This window comes from Sorangium sp. So ce375, from assembly GCF_051473855.1.
GTDB lineage: Bacteria > Myxococcota_A > Polyangia > Polyangiales > Polyangiaceae > Sorangium.
On record NZ_CP150335.1, the window covers coordinates 4,165,289 to 4,185,162 of the forward strand.

The 19,874-nt window shown below is 70.5% G+C and carries 14 protein-coding genes; 7 read left to right on the plus strand and 7 right to left on the minus strand.

Features of this window, described 5'->3' with window-relative positions:
* Nucleotides 1-81 precede the first annotated feature (81 nt).
* The gene (locus WME90_RS15555) at nucleotides 82-1,890 is read right to left on the minus strand and encodes a c-type cytochrome (RefSeq protein ID WP_437281900.1); all 1,809 of its coding nucleotides are present in this window, start codon (nucleotides 1,888-1,890) and stop codon (nucleotides 82-84) included.
* A gap of 441 nt (nucleotides 1,891-2,331) precedes the next feature.
* Between WME90_RS15555 and WME90_RS15560 the strand changes: the two genes are divergently transcribed.
* The 3 genes from WME90_RS15560 (at nucleotide 2,332) to WME90_RS15570 (ending at nucleotide 9,763) form a co-directional block, all read left to right on the plus strand.
* A complete protein-coding gene (locus tag WME90_RS15560; RefSeq protein ID WP_437281901.1) occupies nucleotides 2,332-3,957 on the plus strand; it encodes a TolC family protein in 1,626 nt (541 codons plus the stop codon).
* Between the two features lie 164 nt (nucleotides 3,958-4,121).
* Nucleotides 4,122-6,338 carry a sodium-translocating pyrophosphatase gene (locus tag WME90_RS15565; RefSeq protein ID WP_437281902.1) on the plus strand — a complete coding sequence of 739 codons (2,217 nt, stop codon included), beginning with the start codon at nucleotides 4,122-4,124 and terminating at the stop codon, nucleotides 6,336-6,338.
* 95 nt (nucleotides 6,339-6,433) lie between these two features.
* Nucleotides 6,434-9,763, plus strand: a complete 3,330-nt coding sequence (locus WME90_RS15570; protein WP_437281903.1) for an SNF2-related protein — start codon at nucleotides 6,434-6,436, stop codon at nucleotides 9,761-9,763.
* Nucleotides 9,764-9,974: 211 nt separating this feature from the next.
* Here the strand turns inward: WME90_RS15570 and WME90_RS15575 are convergent, their stop codons facing one another.
* Genes WME90_RS15575 through WME90_RS15585 form a run of 3 tightly spaced genes read right to left on the minus strand, consistent with a single transcriptional unit; the run spans nucleotide 9,975 to nucleotide 11,809 of the window.
* A complete protein-coding gene (locus WME90_RS15575) occupies nucleotides 9,975-10,583 on the minus strand; it encodes an ExbD/TolR family protein (RefSeq protein WP_437281904.1) in 609 nt (202 codons plus the stop codon).
* Complete coding sequence (locus tag WME90_RS15580) at nucleotides 10,580-11,143, minus strand: ExbD/TolR family protein (RefSeq protein WP_437281905.1); 564 nt, start codon at nucleotides 11,141-11,143, stop codon at nucleotides 10,580-10,582. The genes WME90_RS15575 and WME90_RS15580 overlap by 4 nt, the downstream gene beginning before the upstream one ends.
* A 3-nt stretch (nucleotides 11,144-11,146) precedes the next feature.
* Nucleotides 11,147-11,809, minus strand: coding sequence for a MotA/TolQ/ExbB proton channel family protein (locus tag WME90_RS15585; protein WP_437281906.1), 663 nt, complete (start codon nucleotides 11,807-11,809; stop codon nucleotides 11,147-11,149).
* A 1,012-nt stretch (nucleotides 11,810-12,821) separates the two neighbouring features.
* On the opposite strand from WME90_RS15585, the gene WME90_RS15590 reads away from it, so the two are divergent.
* The 4 genes from WME90_RS15590 to WME90_RS15605 all read left to right on the plus strand — a co-directional run bounded on the left by WME90_RS15590 (nucleotide 12,822) and on the right by WME90_RS15605 (nucleotide 16,030).
* Nucleotides 12,822-13,442, plus strand: coding sequence for a MotA/TolQ/ExbB proton channel family protein (locus WME90_RS15590; RefSeq protein WP_231864858.1), 621 nt, complete (start codon nucleotides 12,822-12,824; stop codon nucleotides 13,440-13,442).
* Between the two features lie 226 nt (nucleotides 13,443-13,668).
* Nucleotides 13,669-14,238 carry an ExbD/TolR family protein gene (locus WME90_RS15595; protein ID WP_437281907.1) on the plus strand — a complete coding sequence of 190 codons (570 nt, stop codon included), beginning with the start codon at nucleotides 13,669-13,671 and terminating at the stop codon, nucleotides 14,236-14,238.
* Between the two features lie 15 nt (nucleotides 14,239-14,253).
* Nucleotides 14,254-14,835, plus strand: a complete 582-nt coding sequence (locus WME90_RS15600) for an ExbD/TolR family protein (RefSeq protein WP_020735583.1) — start codon at nucleotides 14,254-14,256, stop codon at nucleotides 14,833-14,835.
* Nucleotides 14,836-15,025: 190 nt separating this feature from the next.
* Nucleotides 15,026-16,030, plus strand: a complete 1,005-nt coding sequence (locus WME90_RS15605) for a hypothetical protein (RefSeq protein ID WP_437281908.1) — start codon at nucleotides 15,026-15,028, stop codon at nucleotides 16,028-16,030.
* Nucleotides 16,031-16,152: 122 nt separating this feature from the next.
* On the opposite strand, the gene WME90_RS15610 is transcribed toward WME90_RS15605, so the two are convergent.
* From WME90_RS15610 to WME90_RS15620, 3 genes are read right to left on the minus strand one after another with little or no spacing between them, the layout of a single operon-like run.
* Complete coding sequence (locus WME90_RS15610; RefSeq protein ID WP_437281909.1) at nucleotides 16,153-17,460, minus strand: DUF4147 domain-containing protein; 1,308 nt, start codon at nucleotides 17,458-17,460, stop codon at nucleotides 16,153-16,155.
* On the minus strand, nucleotides 17,457-18,185 hold the full coding sequence (locus WME90_RS15615; RefSeq protein ID WP_437281910.1) for a hypothetical protein: 729 nt from the start codon (nucleotides 18,183-18,185) through the stop codon (nucleotides 17,457-17,459). The genes WME90_RS15610 and WME90_RS15615 overlap by 4 nt, the downstream gene beginning before the upstream one ends.
* Nucleotides 18,185-19,516, minus strand: coding sequence for an HD domain-containing protein (locus WME90_RS15620; RefSeq protein WP_437281911.1), 1,332 nt, complete (start codon nucleotides 19,514-19,516; stop codon nucleotides 18,185-18,187). The genes WME90_RS15615 and WME90_RS15620 overlap by 1 nt, the downstream gene beginning before the upstream one ends.
* Nucleotides 19,517-19,874 lie beyond the last annotated feature (358 nt).

Genomic DNA, 19,874 nt, shown 5'->3' on the forward strand with positions numbered 1-19,874 from the left:
CGGCTCGGCGCTCGTTACATCATTCGCGGTGACGGGTCGCGATCGGGCGGGCTCACCGGCGGAAAATCCCGCCTAAAGGGGTCAGAGGGTCTCGAGGTAGGCGACCAGATCGTCGATCTGGCTTTCCGACAGGTGGGATGTCTTGCCGTGCCGGTCGCCGCCCCCGCAGGCGGGGTTCGTGAACCGGTCCTTCAGCGTCGGCGCGCACCCGTCGTGCATGAACGGCGCGCGCGCTCCGATGCGGACCAGCGACGGCACCTGGAAGGCCTTGCCCGTACCCACGTCGAGCGACTCGTTGGTCGTGAGCTGAGCGCCCGTATGGCAGCTCGCGCAGTCGACTGCCTTGTCGTGGAAGAGGGCATCGCCCCGCGCGACGGCCTCCGTGTCGGGCGCCTCCGACACCGGCGGAGCGGGGAGGCTGTCGATCCACCGGGCGAAGATCTTCACCCGGCGCGGTCCCTGGTGCATGCCGCCCATGCGCCGCTCGAAGACCTCATCCATGATGGCTTCGATGCCGGACATGTCGCCGTCCCAGTGGAACGGCGCGGTGTTGAGGATCCCGCCGCTGACGAACTGGGTGCGCCGCGGTCCGATGGGGTTGAAGTTCCAGGTATGGTTGTCGTCGGCTCCCTCCGGATGGCACGACGCACAGGCCATCGGGCCGGCCGCGTTCCTGTGGAACATCTCATGGCCGGTGTCCCTCCGGCTCTCCCCGGGGAGCGTGATCTTCTTGGCGACGTGGTTGCCGGCGGCGGTAACCCCGAGGATCTGGATGCCCGCCGGCTCGCGGGTCTGCACGACAACGGAGTCGCCGGCGAACGCGACGGCGGTGGGCTCGCCGTCCACCGGCACCCGCTGCTGCGGCTCGACGCAGGTTCCTTCGCCGAAGTCCGCCGGGAAGTTCATGTTCACGGCGTTGGTGATGAGGATCTCGCTCTTGCCGGCCGCGACGACCGCGTACGAGGCGCCGTCGTCGGACACCGCGACGTCGACCGGGAGGGTCGCAGAGGGAAGGGCAGCGGCCAGGTTCGGCTGGCCGTCGGAGCCGACCTCCGACACGGTGCTGTGGACGACGCTCCCATCGCATCCACCGGAGCTGTAGCCTCCCTCCACGATCTCGACGGGCGCGATGAGGGCGCGCTGGTGGACGATCGCGACACCGCCCGCCGGCAGCTTGATCGTCCGCCACGCGACCGTCGGCGCGAACTCCTGCCCGAACAGGTTGAACTTCGGGAGCTTTTTATTCTCCACGACGCTGCCGTCCGCCTCGACGGTGAGCAACTCGGCCGCACGGAACTTGCTGACAAGGAGCCGATCCCCGTCCACGACGACGTCGCGCAGGTCGCGCTCGAGCCTCAGGCTGCGCGTCGCCGCTCCGGGACCCGCCGGGAGCGTCACGAGCTCGCCGCCGAGGCAGGCGACATGGAGCTGATCTGTCTGCTCGTCATAAGCGATCCCCCGGGGCGCCGGACATACGGCGCGCCGGTCGACGATCGTCCCGCTGTCCGCGTCGACGGTCACGATCGCGCCGCCGCGACGGAGCGCGACGTGGAAGCGCCCCGCACCGTCCTCGACGACCCTGCCCGGCTCGTCGCCCTTCTGGAGGGCGATCTCCGCGGTCAGCTTCTGCGCCGCGAGATCGACGATCCACACCCGGTCGCGATCGGGATCCGCGGCCACCGCCCGGAGGCCGCTCTTGCTCACGGCGAGTGTCCCGCCGCTGATGGCGGGCGGAGGCTCCGCCGCGACCGCGACGCTCCCAGGATCGTCGATGGCGGGGGGGTCGTCCTCACCGAGATCCCACGGGGCGCAGGCGGCGAAGGATGATGCGATCGCAAGGATGGCGAGGATCGGGGAAACGCTGCGGCGCGACGCAAGCAGTCTATGCATGAGGGCCTCCGGTCCGCCGCCAAGCAAGATGGCGGCCACTTCATTAGATGTTCTTCCATCTGATCGCGCGCCGCAATAAGCGCTGCCTTCAGAACACCGTCGGATTTATGCCGCCCGCAGCGCTCGTGAGCGGGTGCGAACGGTGCTTTGGACGAGAGCTCCCTCCCGGGAGCTAGCCGTCATGTCCCGGCTGTTCTGGCCCATTGCGGCACGCCATGGCGAACAGGTCAGACCACGTCGCCAGCGCGTCCTTGGGCAGCGCGGGGCGCCGTCACGGGTTCATGTGCGCCTGCTCCGCCACGCGCGTCATGGGGAGAGCAGAGAGCACGCCGCCCGGTCACGCACGCGCGACGGCGAGGGGAGCGATCGCCGAGGCGCGATGCGCGGGATCGCCTGCGATCTTGACGGGTGCTCTCGCCGCCCATAAGTGACCGACCGGTCATGAAAAGCACCGCACCCTCGTCTCGACGCAGCATCTCGCTGGCTTCGACGCTCGCCGGGCTGCTCGCCCTCGGGCTCATCGCCTCACCGGCCGCGGGGCAACCGGCCGCTCCCCGACCGGCGGCTCCGCAGCCGGTCACCCCGCCGCCCGCGCCGGCGCCCCCTGCCGCGGGCCAACCGCAGCCTCAGGTGGCTGCCGCTGCAGCCCAGCCGGCGGCGTCGAAGGCCGATCCGCTCGCCACGGCGCTCGCGCCGCAGCCGGGGGGGCTGACGCCGGACGACGTCGCGACCGCGGCGCTGCGGACGCGCGCGTCGCTCCGCGCCAAGCAGGCCGACCTCCGCGCGGCGTCGGCGAAGGTCGACCAGGCGATGGTCAATTTCTTTCCGCGGGTGACCGCGACCGCGACCTACACGCGCCTCTCCGAGGTCGAGAGCGCAGGGCTCGGGGGCGTCGTCGGCGCGCGGAACACGGGGTTGATCCAGGTCGGTCCGTGTCCGACCGGCGTGCAAGGCCAGTGCATCGTCGACAGCGGCGGTCTGCCTGTCGGTGCTTCGTCGCTGTCCTTTCCGGCGCCGCTCAACAGCATTTCGCTCACGGCGAACCTCGCCGTACCCATCTCGGACTACGTGTTCCGCATCTCCCAGGGATACGCCGCCGCGTCCCACGCGGAGAGCGCGAAGAAGCTCGAGCTCCAGGCGGAGACGCTGCAGGCCGCGGCCGACGCGAAGGTCGCGTTCTTCAACTGGGTCCGCGTGAAGGGGCAGGTCGTCGTCGCAGGTGAGGCGGTGTCTCAGGCCAGGGCGCACGTCGACGACGCGCGCCGCACCTTCGAGGTGGGGCTGCTCTCGCGCGCCGACGTGCTCCGGCTCGAGGCGCAGGTGGCCGGCGCGGAGCAGGTGCTCAACGAGGCCCAGGCCGCGCTCCTTGTCGCGGACGACCAGATCCGGATCGCGCTCGGCGCCACGCCGGACAGGCCGCTCGCGCTGGGGATCGACGTGATGGGCAGCGCCCCTGCGAAGCCGCCCGCCGAGGGGCTCCCGGCGCTGGTGCAGGAGGCGCTCCAGAAGCGCCTCGAGATCCGCGCCCTCGACGAGACGCAGCACTCGCTCGAGAAGGCCGAGTCGGTCGCGAGGGCCGGTTACTTCCCGCGCGTGGACGGGTTCGCCGATCTCACCTACGCGAACCCCAACCAGCGCATCTTCCCGACGCAGGACAAGTTCGCGATGACATGGTCCGCGGGCGTCCGGGCCTCGTGGGTGATCAACGACATCTTCACCACCGCGGGCGCATCCGCCGAGGCGAACGCCCGCACCACGCAGATCGCCGAGCAGAAGGCCGCGCTGCGCGACGGCCTCCGGCTCGAGGTGGCCTCGGCGTACGCTGAGCTGAACAAGGCCGCGGGCAGCATCGAGTCCGCAGAGCGCCAGCTCGCGGCGGCCGCGGAGTCGATGCGCGTCAGGTCCGAGCTGTTCCGGGCGGGGCGGGCGACGAGCGTCGACGTGGTCGACGCGGAGGCCGAGGTCACCCGCGCGCGGCTCCAGCAGCTCAACGCGCGCGTCGGCGCGCTCGTCGCGAAGACCCGGCTCGACCACGCGGTCGGGCGCGATGCGAAGGACCTGAAATGACCTGGCCGCGCGCGTCTTCTTCGCTTGCGCGGCTCTCCTGGCCGGAGTAGGGAAGGCGTGCGCCGCTGCAGCGCGGGTTCCTGCGGCGCTTCCGCGGGCACCACCCGCACCATCCCTCAACGGCCGAGGCAGCGCTTCCACGGTGCGCGCCCGGTCCGCCCGTCATGACGGAGCTTGCGCTCATCCTCAGCGGCGGCCTGATCGGGCTCGCCTTTGCGGCTTACCTCGCTCGCTGGGTCGTCGCACGCCCCGCGGTCGAGCCCGAGATGCAGCGCGTCGCCGCGATCATCCAGGGGGTCGCCGAGGCGTACTTTCGTCGCCAGAGCAGCGTGATCGGCGCGGTCTCCGCGATGCTCGGCGGCGCCATCTTCCTCGCCTACGGCCTCCTCCGGCGCGCCGGGGAGAAGAACCCGGTGCCGGCGCTGGAGCTCGGCGTGTGGCTGACGCTCTCGTTCGCGGTCGGGGCCGCCAGCGCGGTCGCGACAGGCCGCGTCGCCACCTGGATCGCGCCCCGCACCAGCGTGCGCGCCGCGAGCGGCGCCCGCCGCTCGCTCGATCTCGCCCTGCAGATCGCCCTCCGCGGCGGCGCCGTGTCGGGGCTCTTCGTCGCGAGCATGAGCCTGCTCGGCCTCGGCGGCCTGTTCGCGGCGGTCCTCGCGTTCCGCGGCGGCTTCGGCGCCGAGCCGGCCGAGGCGCTCGCGCTCGCCCCGACCGTCCCCTGGGTCATCGCCGGCTACCCCCTCGGCGCCTCCTTCGCTGCCCTGATGGCGCAGCTCGGCGGCGGCACCTTCGCCAAGGCGGCCGACCTCGGCGCAGACCTCGCCGGTGCGGAGGTCGGGCTCGACGAGGACGACCTCCAGAACCCCGCCACGATCGTCGATCTGGCAGGCGATACGGTCGGCGACTGCGCCGGGCGCGCGGCCGGCGTCTTCGCCTCGACCGTCGCCGAGAACGCGGGCGCCATGGTGGTCGGCGCGATGCTCTTCCGCAACAACGCCGGGCTGCCCAGCGCCCTCGCCGTCGTGCTCTTCCCGCTCGTCAGCCGCGCGTTCGGCGTCATCGCGACGCTCTTCGGCGTCATGGTCGTCAAGACCGACGACCGGGAGGACGCCTTCAACGCCCTCGTGCGGGGGCTCTACGTCACGGCCACCCTCCACGCCGTCGGCATCGCCGGTGCCGCCAAGTGGCTGCTCGACGCCCACTGGGTCGTCTTCTTCGCGTGCGGCGTCATCGGCATCGTCGCGGGCATCGGCGTGCTGCACGTGACGCAGTACTACACCGAGCAGCGCCACCGCCCGGTGCGTGAGCTCGCCGAGGCGGCCCGCAGCGGCTCCGCGATGGCGGTGCTGCGCGGGCTCGCCATCGGCCTCGAGAGCTCGGTGCTCCCGCTCCTGATCGTCGTCGGCGCCACCTTCGGCTCCTACCTGCTCGGAGCCCGCTCCGGGCTCGTCGGGGGGGGCCTGTTCGGCACCGCTGTCGCGACGATGGGGATGCTGGGCACCGCCGGGTACGTCCTTGCCATGGATGCGTTCGGTCCCATCGTGGACAACGCGGGCGGCATCGTCGCCGTGACGATCGCGCGCGAGCGGCCGGACGTGCGCGGTCGCACGCTCGTGCTCGACGCCGTCGGCAACACGACCAAGGCGTTCACGAAGGCGTACACGGCCGGCGTGGCCGCGCTCGCCTCGCTGCTGCTCGTCGCCGGCTACCTCGACGAGTCCCGGCGGCGTGCGATGACGGCGAGCACGCCGAGCAGCGGCGAAGCGGCCGCGATGGTCGTGCGCCTCGACCGGCCCGAGATCTATCTCGGCGCGCTGGTCGGGATCCTCCTTGTCTTCTGGCTGGCTGGCCGCTGCATTCGCAATGTCCTCCAGGCCGGCCGTCGCGTCCTCGACGAGGTGAGGCGCCAGGCCCGCGCCCGCCCGCCGGGTTTCGTCGGCGATCACGAGCCCTGCGTCGAGATGGTCTCTCGGGCAGCGCTGCGCCATATGATCGCGCCAGCCCTCGTCTCGGCGGTCGTGCCCGTCGTCGTGGGACTTGCCTTGCGCTTTGCAAGGACGGAAGATAATCCTCTGGTCGCGGCCGATTCAGTCGCGGCCCTGATCATGGCCGGGACGGTCGCAGGCGTCCTCGGGTCGCTCTTCTTGGGGAATACCGGGGCGATCTGGGACAATGCGAGGCAGTACATCGCGACCGGCGCGCACGGTGGGCGTTACCTTGTCGACGAGACGGGGGCGCGGGCGGACAACCCCACCTACGGGGCCGCCGTCGTTGGCGACACGATCGGCGATCCGCTCAAGGACGCGGCCGGTCCTGCGATCCACGTGCTCATCAAGATGCTCCCCGCCGTGACCATCGTGTTCTTGCCGTTCTTCATCTGATGACGGTTCTTCACCCAGCGGGATTTCCCAAGAGATCCCGTTCACCCGACCCATCCCGGCGAATTGCCGCCGCACCCGTATCCCGAGCCCACGACGTGCCGCCTCCGATCTCCGACGCACTCTCCACCCTCAGCGATCGTGGCCTGCGAAGGCTGCTTGGCGCCCGTACCTTCCTCCGCGGGCTGGAGTACTTCCGCCGCCGCGTCGTTGAGGACATCTCCATCAACGAGACGATGGCGAGCGGCACCGTCCGCGCCGCCGACTCCGAGCCGTATCCGGTCAAGGTCGAGCTCTCGCCCGATGGCATCCAGTCGCAGTGCTCCTGTCCGGCGTTCCAGAAGGCTGGACAGCACTGCAAGCACGTCGCGGCGCTGCTCATCAGCATCCGCGATCACGCGCGCGGCGCGCAGCCGCGGCGCGAGCCGCCGATCCCGGCGCTCGTCCCGCAGACCGCCCACGCCGGCGGCGACGCCTTGAAGCGCGTGCGCCGGCGCGACCGCCGCGGGCGGCTCGCGATCACGCCGCCGGCGCCGGTCCCGACCGTCGTCGGCAACCTCGGGCCGCCGGGCTCGCCCGTCGCCCTCGCGGCGCCGGTCCTTGACGCGACCGCCAAGCAGACCGGGATCGGCGCCTGGCTCCCGCCCGAGGGCGTCACCGGGGCACGGCGCGTCGAGTTCCGCCTCCACGTGCGGCAGGGGGCGCTCACCGTCACCGTCCTCGACGCCGAGGCGCGCGTCCCGGTGCTGCCCTCCGCGGCGCTCGCCTGGCAGGCGCTCTATCCGACGCCCGATCGCGATGCGCTCCGTCTTCTCGCCCGGTTCGAGAGCGGCAACCCGCGCCACCCGGCCGTCGACATCCGCGGCGAGGACGTGGCCGAGCTGCTCCCGCTGCTCGAAGGCCAGCGCGTGCTGCTCGAGCCGGCGCTGATGCAGCTCCGGTTCGGCGACGACAGCCTGCGGCCGCGCTTCGATCTCGAGACCGTCGGCGGCGACACCATCATCGTGAAGACGAGCTTCGAGCGCGGGAACGACAAGCGCCGCTTCTCGCTGCTGCAGGGCGGGTGGTTCGAGGGCTGGCCGGGCTGGCACATCGACACGCAGGAGGGGCTCGCGCGCCGCATCGACAAGCGCGTCTCCCCGGCGGCGATGCGCCGCCTGCTCCGCTCGCCGACCATCGGCGAGCCGATGAGCGAGCTGGCCCGCATCATCATGCAGGGGCTGCCCAAGATCGCGCTCGAGGTCGGCGCGGAGCTGCCCGATCTGAACCAGATCGCCGAGGTCGTCGACCTCGTGCCCACGTTCCGCATGCGCGCGGGCGGCTCGCTCATCGAGGCGCGCGTCACGCTGACCGCCGCCTACGGCGACGCCGAGGTCGCCGTGCGCGCCGACGGCATGTCGCCCCCGGTGCTCATACAGCCGCCCGAGGAGGGGATGAAGCGCGCCCGCTGCATCCGCGTGGACATCGCCGCGCAGCAGGAGGCGGCGAGCAAGCTGCTCGCCCTCGGGCTCAGGCCCGACGAGACCGGCCAGGGCTTCATCGCGAACGGCGATCAGGCGCTCACCTTCTGGACCGAGGGGCTCGCCGAACTCCCCGACGACTGGGACCTGTTCGTCCCCGAGGATCTCGTCGACACGCAGGTGCGAGGCAGGCCGATCGGCGTGTTCGCCAAGGTCACCTCCGGGATGGACTGGCTGAACGTCAAGCTCAGCTTCGAGAGCGAGGGCGTCGGCGTCGACCGCGACGAGCTGCGCCGCTGTCTCGCGGAGGGCAAGCGCTACGTCCGCCTCGAGGACGGGTCGTTCGCCGCGTTCGATCCGGACGCCGTGCGCGCGATGCTCGACCGTGAGGTCGAGCTGATGATGGCGGCCGGCAAGAACGGCCGGCTGCCGCTGGCGCAGGCCGGGCGGGTGCACGAGCTGCTCCAGCACGCGAGCGGATCGAACGTGACCGCCTCCGCGCGCGAGCTCTTCCAGAAGCTCAGCAACATCGACGAGATCGGCAGCACCAAGCGGCCCAGGAACCTGAAGGCGACCCTCCGTCCCTACCAGGAGGCGGGCCTCTCGTGGCTCAAGTTCATCCATGACATCGGATCGGGCGGCGTGCTCGCCGACGACATGGGCCTCGGCAAGACGGTCCAGACGCTCGCCCTCCTGCTCGCCGTCAAGCAGGAGGAGAAGCACATGCGCGCGCTGATCGTCGCCCCGACGAGCGTCGTGACGAACTGGGAGCGCGAGCTCGCCCGGTTCGCGCCATCGCTCTCGGTCGCCCTCTGGCACGGCGCCGATCGCAAGGACCAGATCGACGAGGTGAAGGCCGCGGAGGTGGTGATCACGAGCTATGCGCTCCTCCGTCGCGACGAGGATTTCCTCGCGCAGCTCGACCTGAGCTACGCGATCCTCGACGAGGCCCAGCACATCAAGAACCCGATGAGCGCCACCGCCGCGGCGGCCAAGCGGCTCCGCGCGAAGCGCCGGCTCGCGCTGACGGGCACGCCCATCGAGAACCGGCTCTCGGAGATCTGGTCCATCTTCGACTTCGTCTCGCCGGGCTTGCTCGGCTCGCTCGACAAGTTCGAGGCGCGCTTCTCGCGCCCGATCGAGGCGGGCGACTACAAGACCGCGCAGCGGCTCCGCGCCGCGATCCACCCGTTCATCCTGCGACGCACGAAGCAGGAGGTCGCCAAGGATCTGCCGGAGAAGATCGAGATGGATCAGATCTGCGATCTCACGGGCGAGCAGCGGGCGCTCTACCTGCAGGTCGCGCGCGAGGTGCGGGCGCAGGTCCTCGGCGAGGTCGAGCGCGTCGGCCTCGCGAAGAGCCAGCTGCAGATCCTCGCCGGCCTCACCCGCCTCCGGCAGGCGGCCTGCGACCCTCGGCTGCTCGGCTTGCCGCGGGAGTTCGGCGACGACGACTCGGGCAAGCTCGTCGCGGTCCGGGAGCTCATCGCGAACGCCGTCGAGGGTGGGCACAAGGTCCTCGTCTTCAGCCAGTTCGTGATGATGCTGAGGCTCATCGAGAAGGCGATGAAGGAGGATGGAGTCGCCTACGAGTACCTCGACGGGTCCACGAAGGACCGGGCGGAGCGCGTCGAGCGCTTCCAGAGCGATCCGAGCGTGCCGGTCTTCCTCATCAGCCTCAAGGCGGGCGGCACCGGCCTGAACCTCACCGCGGCCGACACGGTCATACACTTCGATCCGTGGTGGAACCCGGCGGTCGAGCAGCAGGCCACCGACCGCGCTCACCGCATCGGGCAGACGAAGGTGGTGACGGCCTATCGGCTCATCGCCGAGGGCACGATCGAGGAGAAGATCCTGCTGCTCAAGGACAAGAAGCGTCAGCTCGTCGCGTCCGTCCTCAGCGAGGACGCCGGCGGCGCGAAGAAGCTCACCAAGGCCGACCTGGAAGAGCTGTTCGCGGTGGACTGAACGAGCGGCGGCGCGCGGGGGGAGCGCGCCGCTCGTGGGCCCGGGCCGAGCCATGGCGCGGCGCGCGGGAGGAGCGCGCCGCTCGTGGGCACGGGCCGAGCCATGACGGTGCGCAAGGGGCGTGTGCCCGTTCACGGTGGCACGCGTCCATCCATGGCGGCGCTCGGAGGGGCGCCGCGGGGGCTTTGGGCTGGCAGGGTGGGGGAGACGGCTACGGCTTGCGGCTGCCGCTCAGGACCATCAGGTGGTACTTGCCGAACTCGCTCTGCCCCAGGGTGAACAGGACCTCGATCAGGAGGCGGTAGGGCGTCGTCCCGTCGGCCACGATGATCGCCTCGGACGACGACGGATCGAGCCCTTTCGCGGCGCGAATGGCCTTGTCCGTCTCGCGCGCGTGGGACAGGGCGTTCGCGAGAGGCACGATGTAGAGATCGTTCGGTCCGCTGCGCTTGTACTTCGCGTCGACGCCGGACTGCGCGAGCTGCTCCCGGTTGGGCAGCACGACGATAGGGGTCGGATCCTCTCCGACCAGGATTTGCGACTTCGAGACGATGACGACCACGCCCTCCTGGGAGGGCTCGGACTGCATCACCGACTTCGGGAGGGTGAGGTCCTTCGACTGCGGGATGGATGCCGCCGACGATCCCACGCTCTTCAGCAAGAAGACGAGGATGATCGTCATCAGATCGAGCATCGCCGTGATGTTCAGGAAGTCGATCTCGGGCTCCCGCCGGTTCCTCCGGATCGCCTTCCGGAGGGCCGCCTTGTAGCGGACGACGCTCGCCTTCGGCCGCGGCGCAGGGGGCTGCTCGGCGCTCATCTGGCCACCCCGAAGTGGACCTCCGGGAACAGCTCCTCCCCGTCGTCGCTCCTCAGCGCATCCATCACGTCGATGATCGTCTTGTAGTCGATGCCCGGGTTCGCCGTGATCGTCACCTGCGTCTCCTCTTTGAACTCGGGGCGGGCGTTCTTGAGCCGCTTCGCGCACGCCGTGAGGGCGGGGTAGTCATAGCTGTCGTTCGCCTTCGGCACCGTGACCCCGCCGCCGACGTCCTGGCAGCCGGTCGCGATGTTGCCGCTCGACGTCTTCAGCGAGATCCCCTGGCTGGTGATGAACGCGGAGAGGTTCAACGCCTTGCTGGAGAGCTCACTGCGCACCTTGCCCCCGCCGATGGAGGGAGGCGTCGTGTCGATCGACGACACGAATGTCACCGACACGCTGGCGAGCACGAAGATGAGGATGTTCGTGATGATGTCGAGGTAAGGAACGACGTTGAGCTCGCCGGCCTCCTCCCCGGCGTCGGGCTCCTTGGGCTGCGAGAGGCGCCGGATCTTCGATCGCTGCGCCGAGCTGAGCGGGACGTCTTGCGGGTCCGCCATGGGCTAGTAGCCAGGCTTGCTGCTGATCGTGAGCAGGTTAAAGACGCGCTCGGTCGTCGCCTCAAGATCGTGCTGGATGTTCTTGGAGCGGGTGTGGAGTAGCACGTGCGCGATCATGCACACGACGGCGATGGCGAGGCCGAACGCCGTATTGTACATGGCCTCCGCGATGCCGTTCGAGAGCATCCGCTGCTTGTCGGCCTGCGAGAGGCCCTGGGCCGCGATGGAGGCGAACGTGTTGATGAGGCCGGAGACCGTCCCGATGAGGCCGATCAGGGTCGCGATGTTCGCGAGCGACCACAGCGCGCCGATGCGCTTCTCCACGGCCGGCTTCAGCTCGGAGAGCTTCTCGCTGAGGGCGGCGTCGATCTCGTCGGCGCCCTTGTTCGCGTGGGTGAGGCCGGCTTTGACGAGCTGCAGGATCGGGTAGTCGCTCGCGTCGCAGAGCTTGATGGCGCGGTCGATGTTGCCGGCCGCCACCAGCTTCTTGACCTGGGCGAAGAACTCCTTGGAGTTCACGCGGTAGCGTCCCAGCTGGAACGCGGTTCGTTCGATGACGATGGTCACCACGACCGCGGAGACGACCAGGTTCGCGATCAGGAAGGTCGGGTTGTGTTTGATGGCCTCCCACATCCCACCTTCGCCACCACCCTCGGCCGCCAACATCAGCAGATGACGCATCCTCGAAGTCCCTTTCTCAGCGTCGTCAGAAGCCCGACAATCTCCAGGCGCGGCGACTATAACTGCCGCGCGATCCCGTGTGCAAGCTCGGCGATGTGGCCGCGCCCCAGGCCGCGAGGCCGGGATCGGCGAAAATCCCCGCAAGAACCAGCGTGTCTCACGGCGAGCTCGCCCCGGCCCCGGCGGCCGACGCCCGGAGCGCCGAGGCCGGACAGGTGGGTACGGAGACCCCTGGATCGCCCCAGCTGCCAGCGCTTGAGCGGCCTGCCGTGCTCTGCCGTCGCCCCGTCGGCTGGGCCGCTGAGTCGCTGCGCTCGCTCCAGGGTAACGCGGCGCGCACTGCCGCGGCGCGCAGCCGGGCCGGCGGCGGTCATGCTGACGCTGCGCCCCCTGAAATTTCGCGGGATCTGGTGCCGGTCGGCCCGCATCGCTCCCGGCCGATCATGACATAACCTCGCGATTGTTGTAAAGTTTTGCCCGTATCAGAGCGCTCACGTGTGGCCAAATCTCTCTTGACGGCGCCGGGTCTCAATCGCGAAGATGCGCGAGTCCCCCGGGCGCGTCGGCGTAGCTTGGCCACAAGGCGGCACGCTCTGCGGTGAACGGGGAGCCGCGCCCAGAGCCATGAAGGGCCCCTGGCGTGACGACGCGAAGTCAGTCTTGGACGACAGGTGGGAGAGCTGGGACGGCGCCGGGCGCCGGCCCCAGGAGAGACGAACAGGACTCTTGCAGAGGTCAGCGCCGCTCGGCTAGCGTCCCGTGGGCATCTCGCCAGAGAGCGACAGGAGCACGCCGTCCACGGCCAGCGCCGCCAAGCGAAAAAGGCCTCTCATCCGTTGTTACGTGTGAGTGAAAGACTGCCGCCCCTCGGCAACACGAGTCTGACTAAAGGGAACCGATCGAGTTGCGCGGAACCTCATCCCGGGGACGCGAGGCGAACTGGAGGACAGAAGCAATGCACGGAGCGTATGAAGCTTTCAAAGAGGGTGGGTGGGGTATGTGGCCCATCCTGTTCTGGTCGATCCTCACGATCGGCATCATCGTCGAACGCGCCCTCTACCTGTTCGGCTCGTCCATCAATAAGGACGTCTTTCTCGCCACCATGCAGAAGTGCATCCTGGCGGGCGACGTCGCCAAGGCCGTGAAGATGTGTTCGGCGGCGAACGCCCCGCTCGCCCGCATCGTCCAGGCCGGCCTCGTCAAGGTGAACCGCCCCGACGAGGAGGTCCAGGCGGCGATGGATGAGGCGGCTCTCCGCGAGCTGCCGAAGATCTCGGCGCGCACCTCCTACCTCGCGCTGCTCGCGAACCTCGCGATGCTCTCGGGCCTGCTCGGGACCGTGACGGGCCTCATCAAGTCGTTCGGCTCCGTCGCCGGCGAGTCCGTCGACCCGAGCCAGAAGGCCCGCGTGCTCGCGCTCGGCATCTCCGAGGCCATGAACTGCACCGCCTTCGGCCTCGGCGTCGCCATCATCGGCCTCATCGGCTTCGCCGTGCTGAACGGCAAGACGCAGCACATCGAGGACGACATCAACGAGGCGTCGGTGCAGATCCTCAACCTCGTCGTCGCGAACCGTCAGAAGGTGAATGTCGCAGCAGTAGGTCAGGCGGCTGCCTGATGGTCCTCGGCGGGCCCGGGTCGTCGCGCGCCCTTCGCGTGCGCTGTCACCTGGGCCCGCTCTCGTGCCTCGAAGCCCCGGGCGGCGGCTTTCGCCGCCGGGGCCCCGGGAACTTCGGAAGAGCGACGAAGTCAGACCCAGCATGGTGGCCCACCGCGAGCTGCGGGCAGGGCGTTCCCCGGAACAACTTGGATAGGTGAGCGCAGGCTCACGTTGGGAAGGCAATATGGGCGGCGTAGACGTCGGCGACGGTGGCGGCAAAAAGCGGTCGACGAACAGCGATATCAACATGATCCCGTTCATCGACCTGCTGATGGTCACGATTGCATTCCTGTTGATCACGGCGGTGTGGGTCACCAACTCGCGGATGAACGCGGACGCCCAGGTCCCTGGCCCTCCGGACCCGAACAAGGAGCTCACCCCGCAGACGCCGGAGAAGGTGCTGAACCTGCACATCGGCGAGAGCGAGTTCGGGCTCGTGTGGAAGCAGGGCGCGACGGTGGTCAACGAGGTCAAGGTGAACAAGTCGCCCGTCGAGATCGGCGAGGCGGGCGCGAAGATCGTCCGCTACCCCGAGCTGGCGAAGCGGATCGAGGAGGAGTGGAAGACCCACGGCGGTCACCGGGATCCGAGCGACAAGAAGCTCGACCAGGCCATCCTCCACACCGACAACCGCACGCCCTTCAAGGAGATCGTCGCGGTGCTCGACGCGCTCTACGCGCCCAAGCGCGAGATGCGGCTGCCCGATGGGAACAAGCAGGTCCCCGTGTTCAACATGACGTTCTCGGTCCGCTGAGGCAGGAGCGCGCACATGGATAGGTTCAATCCGAAGCACCACAAGAATCCCCACGCCCACGTGATCCACCAGCCGGGCCGCCGGTTGATGAAGGGCGTGCCGCTCCGGTTCGTGTGGAACAAGGTGTCCGGACACGGCGCTCGCAGCCCGAACGCGGGGCTCAACCTCGTGAGCTTCATCGACTTCCTCGTCGTGACCGTCATCTTCCTCCTGATGTCCTTCTCGGCGTCGGGCGAGATCGCGGTCGACAAGAACGTCAAGCTCCCGAAGGCGGAGAACGTCGAGGACGTCATCGACGCGCCGATGGTCGCGGTCAACGGCAACCAGATCCTCGTCGACGGCGCCCTGGCCGGGTCGACCCGTGCGATCGAGGAGCTCGGACGGCTCCAGAAGATCGACGAGCTCTTCAACCTGCTCAAGAACAAGCGCGAGCTGTGGAAGCAGGTCCAGCCGAACAAGCCGTTCCCCGGCGTGTGTATCCTCCAGGTCGATCAGAACGTGCCTGCGCTTGTCGTGAAGAGCGTGTTCCAGACCGCGGCGTTCGCCGGTTACCCGAACGTCAGCTTCATGGTCAGCAAGCTCCCGAAGTCGCAGTAATCCCTGCTTCTTGACCTATCGAGCACAGAAGGATGGGGCATGCCGGGCGACTCCCGGCGTCCCCGGTCACCATGGAACGTGGTGGCGCCAGCGGCGCGCTCGGCGCGGCTTTCCCCTCTACGCGGCTCGTGTGGAGGAGGCTGCCTTGCTCGGGTGATCGGGCTGGTGCCTCCTGCGTGGAGCCTCTCCTATGTCCTCTGAACAGCCGCCCCGCGAGCGCGGCCTGCCGTCGGTCTACAAGGCGCGCGAAGCGCGCTCCAAGATGCGCTGGCCCCCGGCCAAATTCTGGGGTTACACGGCCCTCGTCCTGGCGGTCTCCGCGATCCTCCACTGGAAATGGTCCCAGGGGCAGATCGAGAGCGCGCGCCAGAAGCTGATGGCGCGCCAGCGCGCCGTCGCCGTCGAGCTCGGCCCGCGCTGGTTCCCCATGCGCGAGCGCGTGGAGGGCTGGACGCTCGATCTGGCGCGGAGCGCCGGGGCCGAGCTCGTGGATCGAGAAGCGCTCAAGACGTGGAATTTCCGCGAGCTCGCCGGTATTTACCTGCGCCTCCGGGTGGACGAGGCCACGGGCGTCGACGCCATCCGGAAGAACGCGCAGCAGTCGCTCCGCGACGCGTTCACCGCGTGTCTCTTGCGGGCTCCGAACCCGAACCCGCTGGCCGGCGCGGAGTGCAAGCGCACGCGGGACTGCCCGGCGGGCGAGTACTGCAACGAGGCCGAGCGCTGCTCCAGGCCCGCGCAGCCCTTCAACCTGCGCGTCGCCTACCGGACCATGCACGTCCTCTCGGATGAGTGGGTGCGCGACGCGCAGGACGCCTCGAGCGAGCTCCGCCTGCGGCTGCTGGAGTCCAGCTTCGAGGACACGATGCGGGACGATGTGCCGCTCGCGGCGGAGCTGCTCACACGAGCGCAGTATTACCTCCTCGTCCTCGACGAGCCGGCCGAAGGAGCGGCGAGCACCGAGGCGCTGCTCGGCGTGCCGCACATGGCGCGGGTCGGGGTGTGGCGGCTCTCCGACGGCAAGCCCATCCTCCGGGTGCGCCGTGAAGCGAGCGGCAACCTCATCGGCGGGACGCCCTCGGTCGAGGGGAGCGTCCTCGATGCGCGGCAGCGGCAGGCGAACAGCTGCGCGCTGGCGCTCGCCGTGCGCGAAGCGATGGGCGACACGACCGCCGCTGTCGTCGAGCCGCAGTGAGGGCGCGCCGTCCCCGCGGCGCGCGCACCGCTCACCAGCGCTAGCACGCGTGAGCTCGCGTCGTGACGCGCGGCTCTGCGTCGGCTCCGGCGCGCCTCTGCGCTCGCCTCCGCGCTTCTGTGTCAGCTCACATGCGCGCCGCTGGTGAAAGCTCGCGCGACGACGTGCAGGTCCGTGAGGTTGTGACCTGTCGGCCCGGTCTCGACGCGCGTGCCAAGCGCGCGGTGAACGACGGTGTCGTCGAAGCGTGCGAGCGCCGCGTCGATCGCGCGGTCGTCCACCGCGGTCGCTGCCGCGCGGGCAACGGCCGCGCCCGCGGCGCCGGAGCTGCCGTCGACGCCGTCGGAGGCTGCGCAGAGGAGCGCGACATCCGGCGGTAAGCCGCGCAGGGCGGCGAGCGCGATCCATCCTGCGCGGCCGCCTGCGCCGCGCTGGGCCGGCAGCGCCAGCGTCGGCTCGCACGGGATCACGACCGCTTCGCCGGGAGCGAGGGTGCGCGCGAGCGCGAGGCGGCGCTCCACGATCGCCGGCGCGCCGCCGTCCTCGGCGGGGGCGGCGGCGGCGCGGAGCCCTGTCCTGTCGGCGAGGGCCGCCGCCACGCGCTGGGCGAGCTTGTCTGGATCGGCGAGCACGCGCGCTTCCAGGAGGCGCGCGTCCGCTGCCGCTGGCTTCAGCGACTCGCTGAACGCCGCCGCGACCCACGCGAACCGAGGTGCCCAGCGCTCTAGCGCCGCGAGCGCCTCCTCCACGCGCGTCGGGTCCGGGACGGTCGGGCCCGAGCCGACGTCGTGCGGGCGTCCGCCCACGACGTCGCTCATGAGCAGCGTCAGCACGCGCGCCGGGGCCGCCGCCGCCGCGAGGCGCCCGCCCTTGATCCGCGAGAGGTGGCGGCGAACGAGGTTGACGTCCTGGATCGGGGCCCCTCCTTCCAGGAGCGCCGCCACGACGGCCTGTTTGTCCGCGAGGGACACGCCCGGAGGCGGCGCGGCGAGCAGCGCCGAGGCGCCGCCCGAGAGGAGGGCTATCAGGACATCCTCGGGATCGAGCGCGGCCGCGATGGCGAGGGCCGCTTCGGCCGCGTCCACGCTGCGCGCGTCGGGGAGGGGATGGGCCGCGCGCATCACGCGCAGCGGGCGCAGCGCGGCCTCCTCGGGATCGGTCGGCGATGTCTTCTCATCGCGAGCGGCGAGCGCCGGGGCCGCGACGGTGACGACGAGCCCTCCGGCTATCCTGCGGCCCAGGCGGCGGAGCGCGCCCCGGGCCATCCCGGGCGCCGCCTTGCCCGCCGCGATCACGAACACGCGGCCGCGGTGCGCGCCGGCCTCGGCGTCGAGCGCGCGCTCGACGAGCCCTGCGGGATCGAGCTCCGCCAGCCCTTCACGGAACGCGGTTACCAGCGCCGCACGCAGCTCGTCGAGCGCGGCGCTCAACGGCTCCTCGCGGAAGCCACGCCGTGCTGCGACGCCACCTGGGCGGGACCACGGTCGCCTGCGTCGACGAGGTGCGCGCGGAGGACGTGGTGCCAGCCCAGCGTGACCGCCAGGAGCGCCCGCTGCGCGTCGCGCCGGCTCTCGTCGCCCGAAAGCTCTGGCCCGCGGAAGCGGAGCGCGCCCCGAAGACCGAGGAACGGGCCGGTCGCATCGTCGAGGAGCGGCACGTCGAGCGACAGCGAGAGCTCCAGCCCGGGCTCCGCGGCGAGCCCGGCTCCGGGCGGAGCTTCCCAGAACGCGCCGACGCCGAGCGCGACGGAATCGATGAAGAGATCGAGCCATGGGCCGCCGCGCTCGAGATCGCTCGCGTAGCGGCCGAGGAAGAGCGGCTGGATGAAGACGCCGCTCGCGATCGAGCGCGCAACGGGCGCTCCATCCGCGCTGAGCGCGTCGGTGTAATGTGCGTACAGGCCGGCGGTCGAGAGGTACGCTGCGGCGCCTTGCGCGCAGAGCGCTGGGCCGCCGTTCGCGAACGAGGCGCCCGCGCCCGCGCGCAGCTCGACGTCTCCGTCCAGCCGACCATACGCGCCGTCGCCTTCCGCGTGCGCCGTGGACGCCGCCGCGAGCGCCACGAGCGCCGCGACGCTGGCGAGCGTCCTGGCGATGGTGCGGCGCTCGCGCCCTGGCTCGGACGATCCCCGGGCGGCCTTGTTCCGGGTGGCCATCAGCGTATCAGCGCCTCCCGCACCGTGTCTCGAAGCTCGGGCGCGAAGAGGATACGGGTGCGTGTCATCGTCTCGTTGCGCAGCCGGTCCAGCAAGAAGGACACCTCCGCGGGGCGCCGCGGGCGTCCTCTGGAGTAGACGACCAGGAGCGACTCGTCTTCGGCGTAGGGCGTGTCCTCGGCGATGTCGACGCCGACGTACACCTCCGGGTCGAGCCCGGCGCTCTGCGCGATCTCGCGCACGGTCTCCAGCGCCGCCGCGCGCCGCGCGTCGCGCCCGGCCGGCGCCTCGCCGGGCTCGGGGAACAGCTCGATCGACTTGAAGAGCGAGCGCACGCGCAGGCGGCGGGCGAGGTCGGACAGCACGGGATCGGGCGCCGCCTCCCAGGCATGGATGGCGCCGAGCAGGACCTCATCGTCGAGCTCGAGGTACTGCTCCAGCGTGGGCATCTCGCCGACGGCCATCGCGGCGACGGCGGCGGGGACCTCGGGGATCCGGTCCCCGGCGGCGAGGCGGGTGACGACCCGCCGGAGGATGGCGCCGATCATCCACTCCGCGCTTCGCGTCGTCTTGTGGAAATAGACCTGCTGAAACATAAAGAAGCGGGCGAGCAGGAACGACTCTATCGCGCTCATCCCCTTCGTCCCGTCGATCGCGAGCGCGGGTGCCGGCGGGGCAGACGCCGCGCCGCCGCCGGGCATCTCCACCTGGACGTCGCTGAACCGGAGGCTGCGGAGCAGCCATGGCAGGTCGTACTCGCCGTACCTGACGCCCGTCGCGTGCGCGTCGCGGAGCAGGTAGTCGCAGCGATCGACGTCGAAGGTCCCGCTCACCGCTTTGGCGAGGTAAGGCAGCTCGTGCCGGCCGCCGATGAGGTCGGCGACCCGCCGCGGCAGGTAGGGATCCTGGCGCACGAGCACCTGGTGCACGTCGGAGGAAGGGTCGAGCAGGATGCGCTCGGTCCAGCGCTCGTGGTGGAGCGCGCCCGGCATCGCTTCCTCGAAGAGATGCGACAGCGGGCCGTGGCCGAGATCGTGCAGGAACGCTGCAGCGATCGCGTCGCGCGCGCGGTCGCTGGTCACTCTCTGCCAGAACGGAAGGTCGCGGTCGATTTGACGGAGCCTCGCGATCAGGAGGCGCATCACGTGGGCGGCCCCGAGCGCATGCGCGAAGCGGGTGTGCTCTGCGCCAGGAAAGGCGAGCGACGTCAGCCCGAGCTGACGGATGCGCCGCAGCCGCTGCACCTCGCGGGCGCCGAGCAGGCGCGGAACGATGGCCGCCTCGCCGCTCTCGAACTCGATCAGGCCGTGGACGGGGTCGCGCAGAATCAAGATGGGTCTCCACGCGACGCCATGGGCGCAAAGGGCACCGGGTCACTCAGGAGTCGCCTGATCCTGTCGACCCGCGGGCGTGTGCGCGGGGAGGAGGGCTCGTCGCTTCGGGCGTGCGGTGTGGAGCACAACATGGTGCGCCTCGAGCAGGGGCGGGAAATCAAGGAGGTGTGCGACGTTCCCACGTGGGCCCGCGGGAAGGCAAGCGCGGCTCGCCGCCGAGGCGTCCTCGTGAGCGATATGCAGCGAACCGGCCGGCTCTGCCTGGCGACTACGACAGGTGCGCGGCATCGCGACGTCGCGATCGTGGCGCGAGACGGAACCCGCGCGACCCGCGCCCCGGGCACGCCGAGGGGGG

Excerpts from the sequence above, each read along its gene's own strand:
- WME90_RS15565 (WP_437281902.1), top strand. The coding sequence starts at position 4,122 with ATGACGGAGCTTGCGCTCATCCTCAGCGGCGGCCTGATCGGGCTCGCC.
- WME90_RS15605 (WP_437281908.1), top strand. The coding sequence starts at position 15,026 with ATGTCCTCTGAACAGCCGCCCCGCGAGCGCGGCCTGCCGTCGGTCTAC.
- WME90_RS15580 (WP_437281905.1), bottom strand. The coding sequence starts at position 11,143 with ATGGCGGACCCGCAAGACGTCCCGCTCAGCTCGGCGCAGCGATCGAAG.
- WME90_RS15585 (WP_437281906.1), bottom strand. The coding sequence starts at position 11,809 with ATGTTGGCGGCCGAGGGTGGTGGCGAAGGTGGGATGTGGGAGGCCATC.
- WME90_RS15595 (WP_437281907.1), top strand. The coding sequence starts at position 13,669 with ATGGGCGGCGTAGACGTCGGCGACGGTGGCGGCAAAAAGCGGTCGACG.
- WME90_RS15615 (WP_437281910.1), bottom strand. The coding sequence starts at position 18,185 with ATGGCCACCCGGAACAAGGCCGCCCGGGGATCGTCCGAGCCAGGGCGC.
- WME90_RS15555 (WP_437281900.1), bottom strand. The coding sequence starts at position 1,890 with ATGCATAGACTGCTTGCGTCGCGCCGCAGCGTTTCCCCGATCCTCGCC.
- WME90_RS15560 (WP_437281901.1), top strand. The coding sequence starts at position 2,332 with ATGAAAAGCACCGCACCCTCGTCTCGACGCAGCATCTCGCTGGCTTCG.
- WME90_RS15590 (WP_231864858.1), top strand. The coding sequence starts at position 12,822 with ATGTGGCCCATCCTGTTCTGGTCGATCCTCACGATCGGCATCATCGTC.
- WME90_RS15600 (WP_020735583.1), top strand. The coding sequence starts at position 14,254 with ATGGATAGGTTCAATCCGAAGCACCACAAGAATCCCCACGCCCACGTG.
- WME90_RS15575 (WP_437281904.1), bottom strand. The coding sequence starts at position 10,583 with ATGAGCGCCGAGCAGCCCCCTGCGCCGCGGCCGAAGGCGAGCGTCGTC.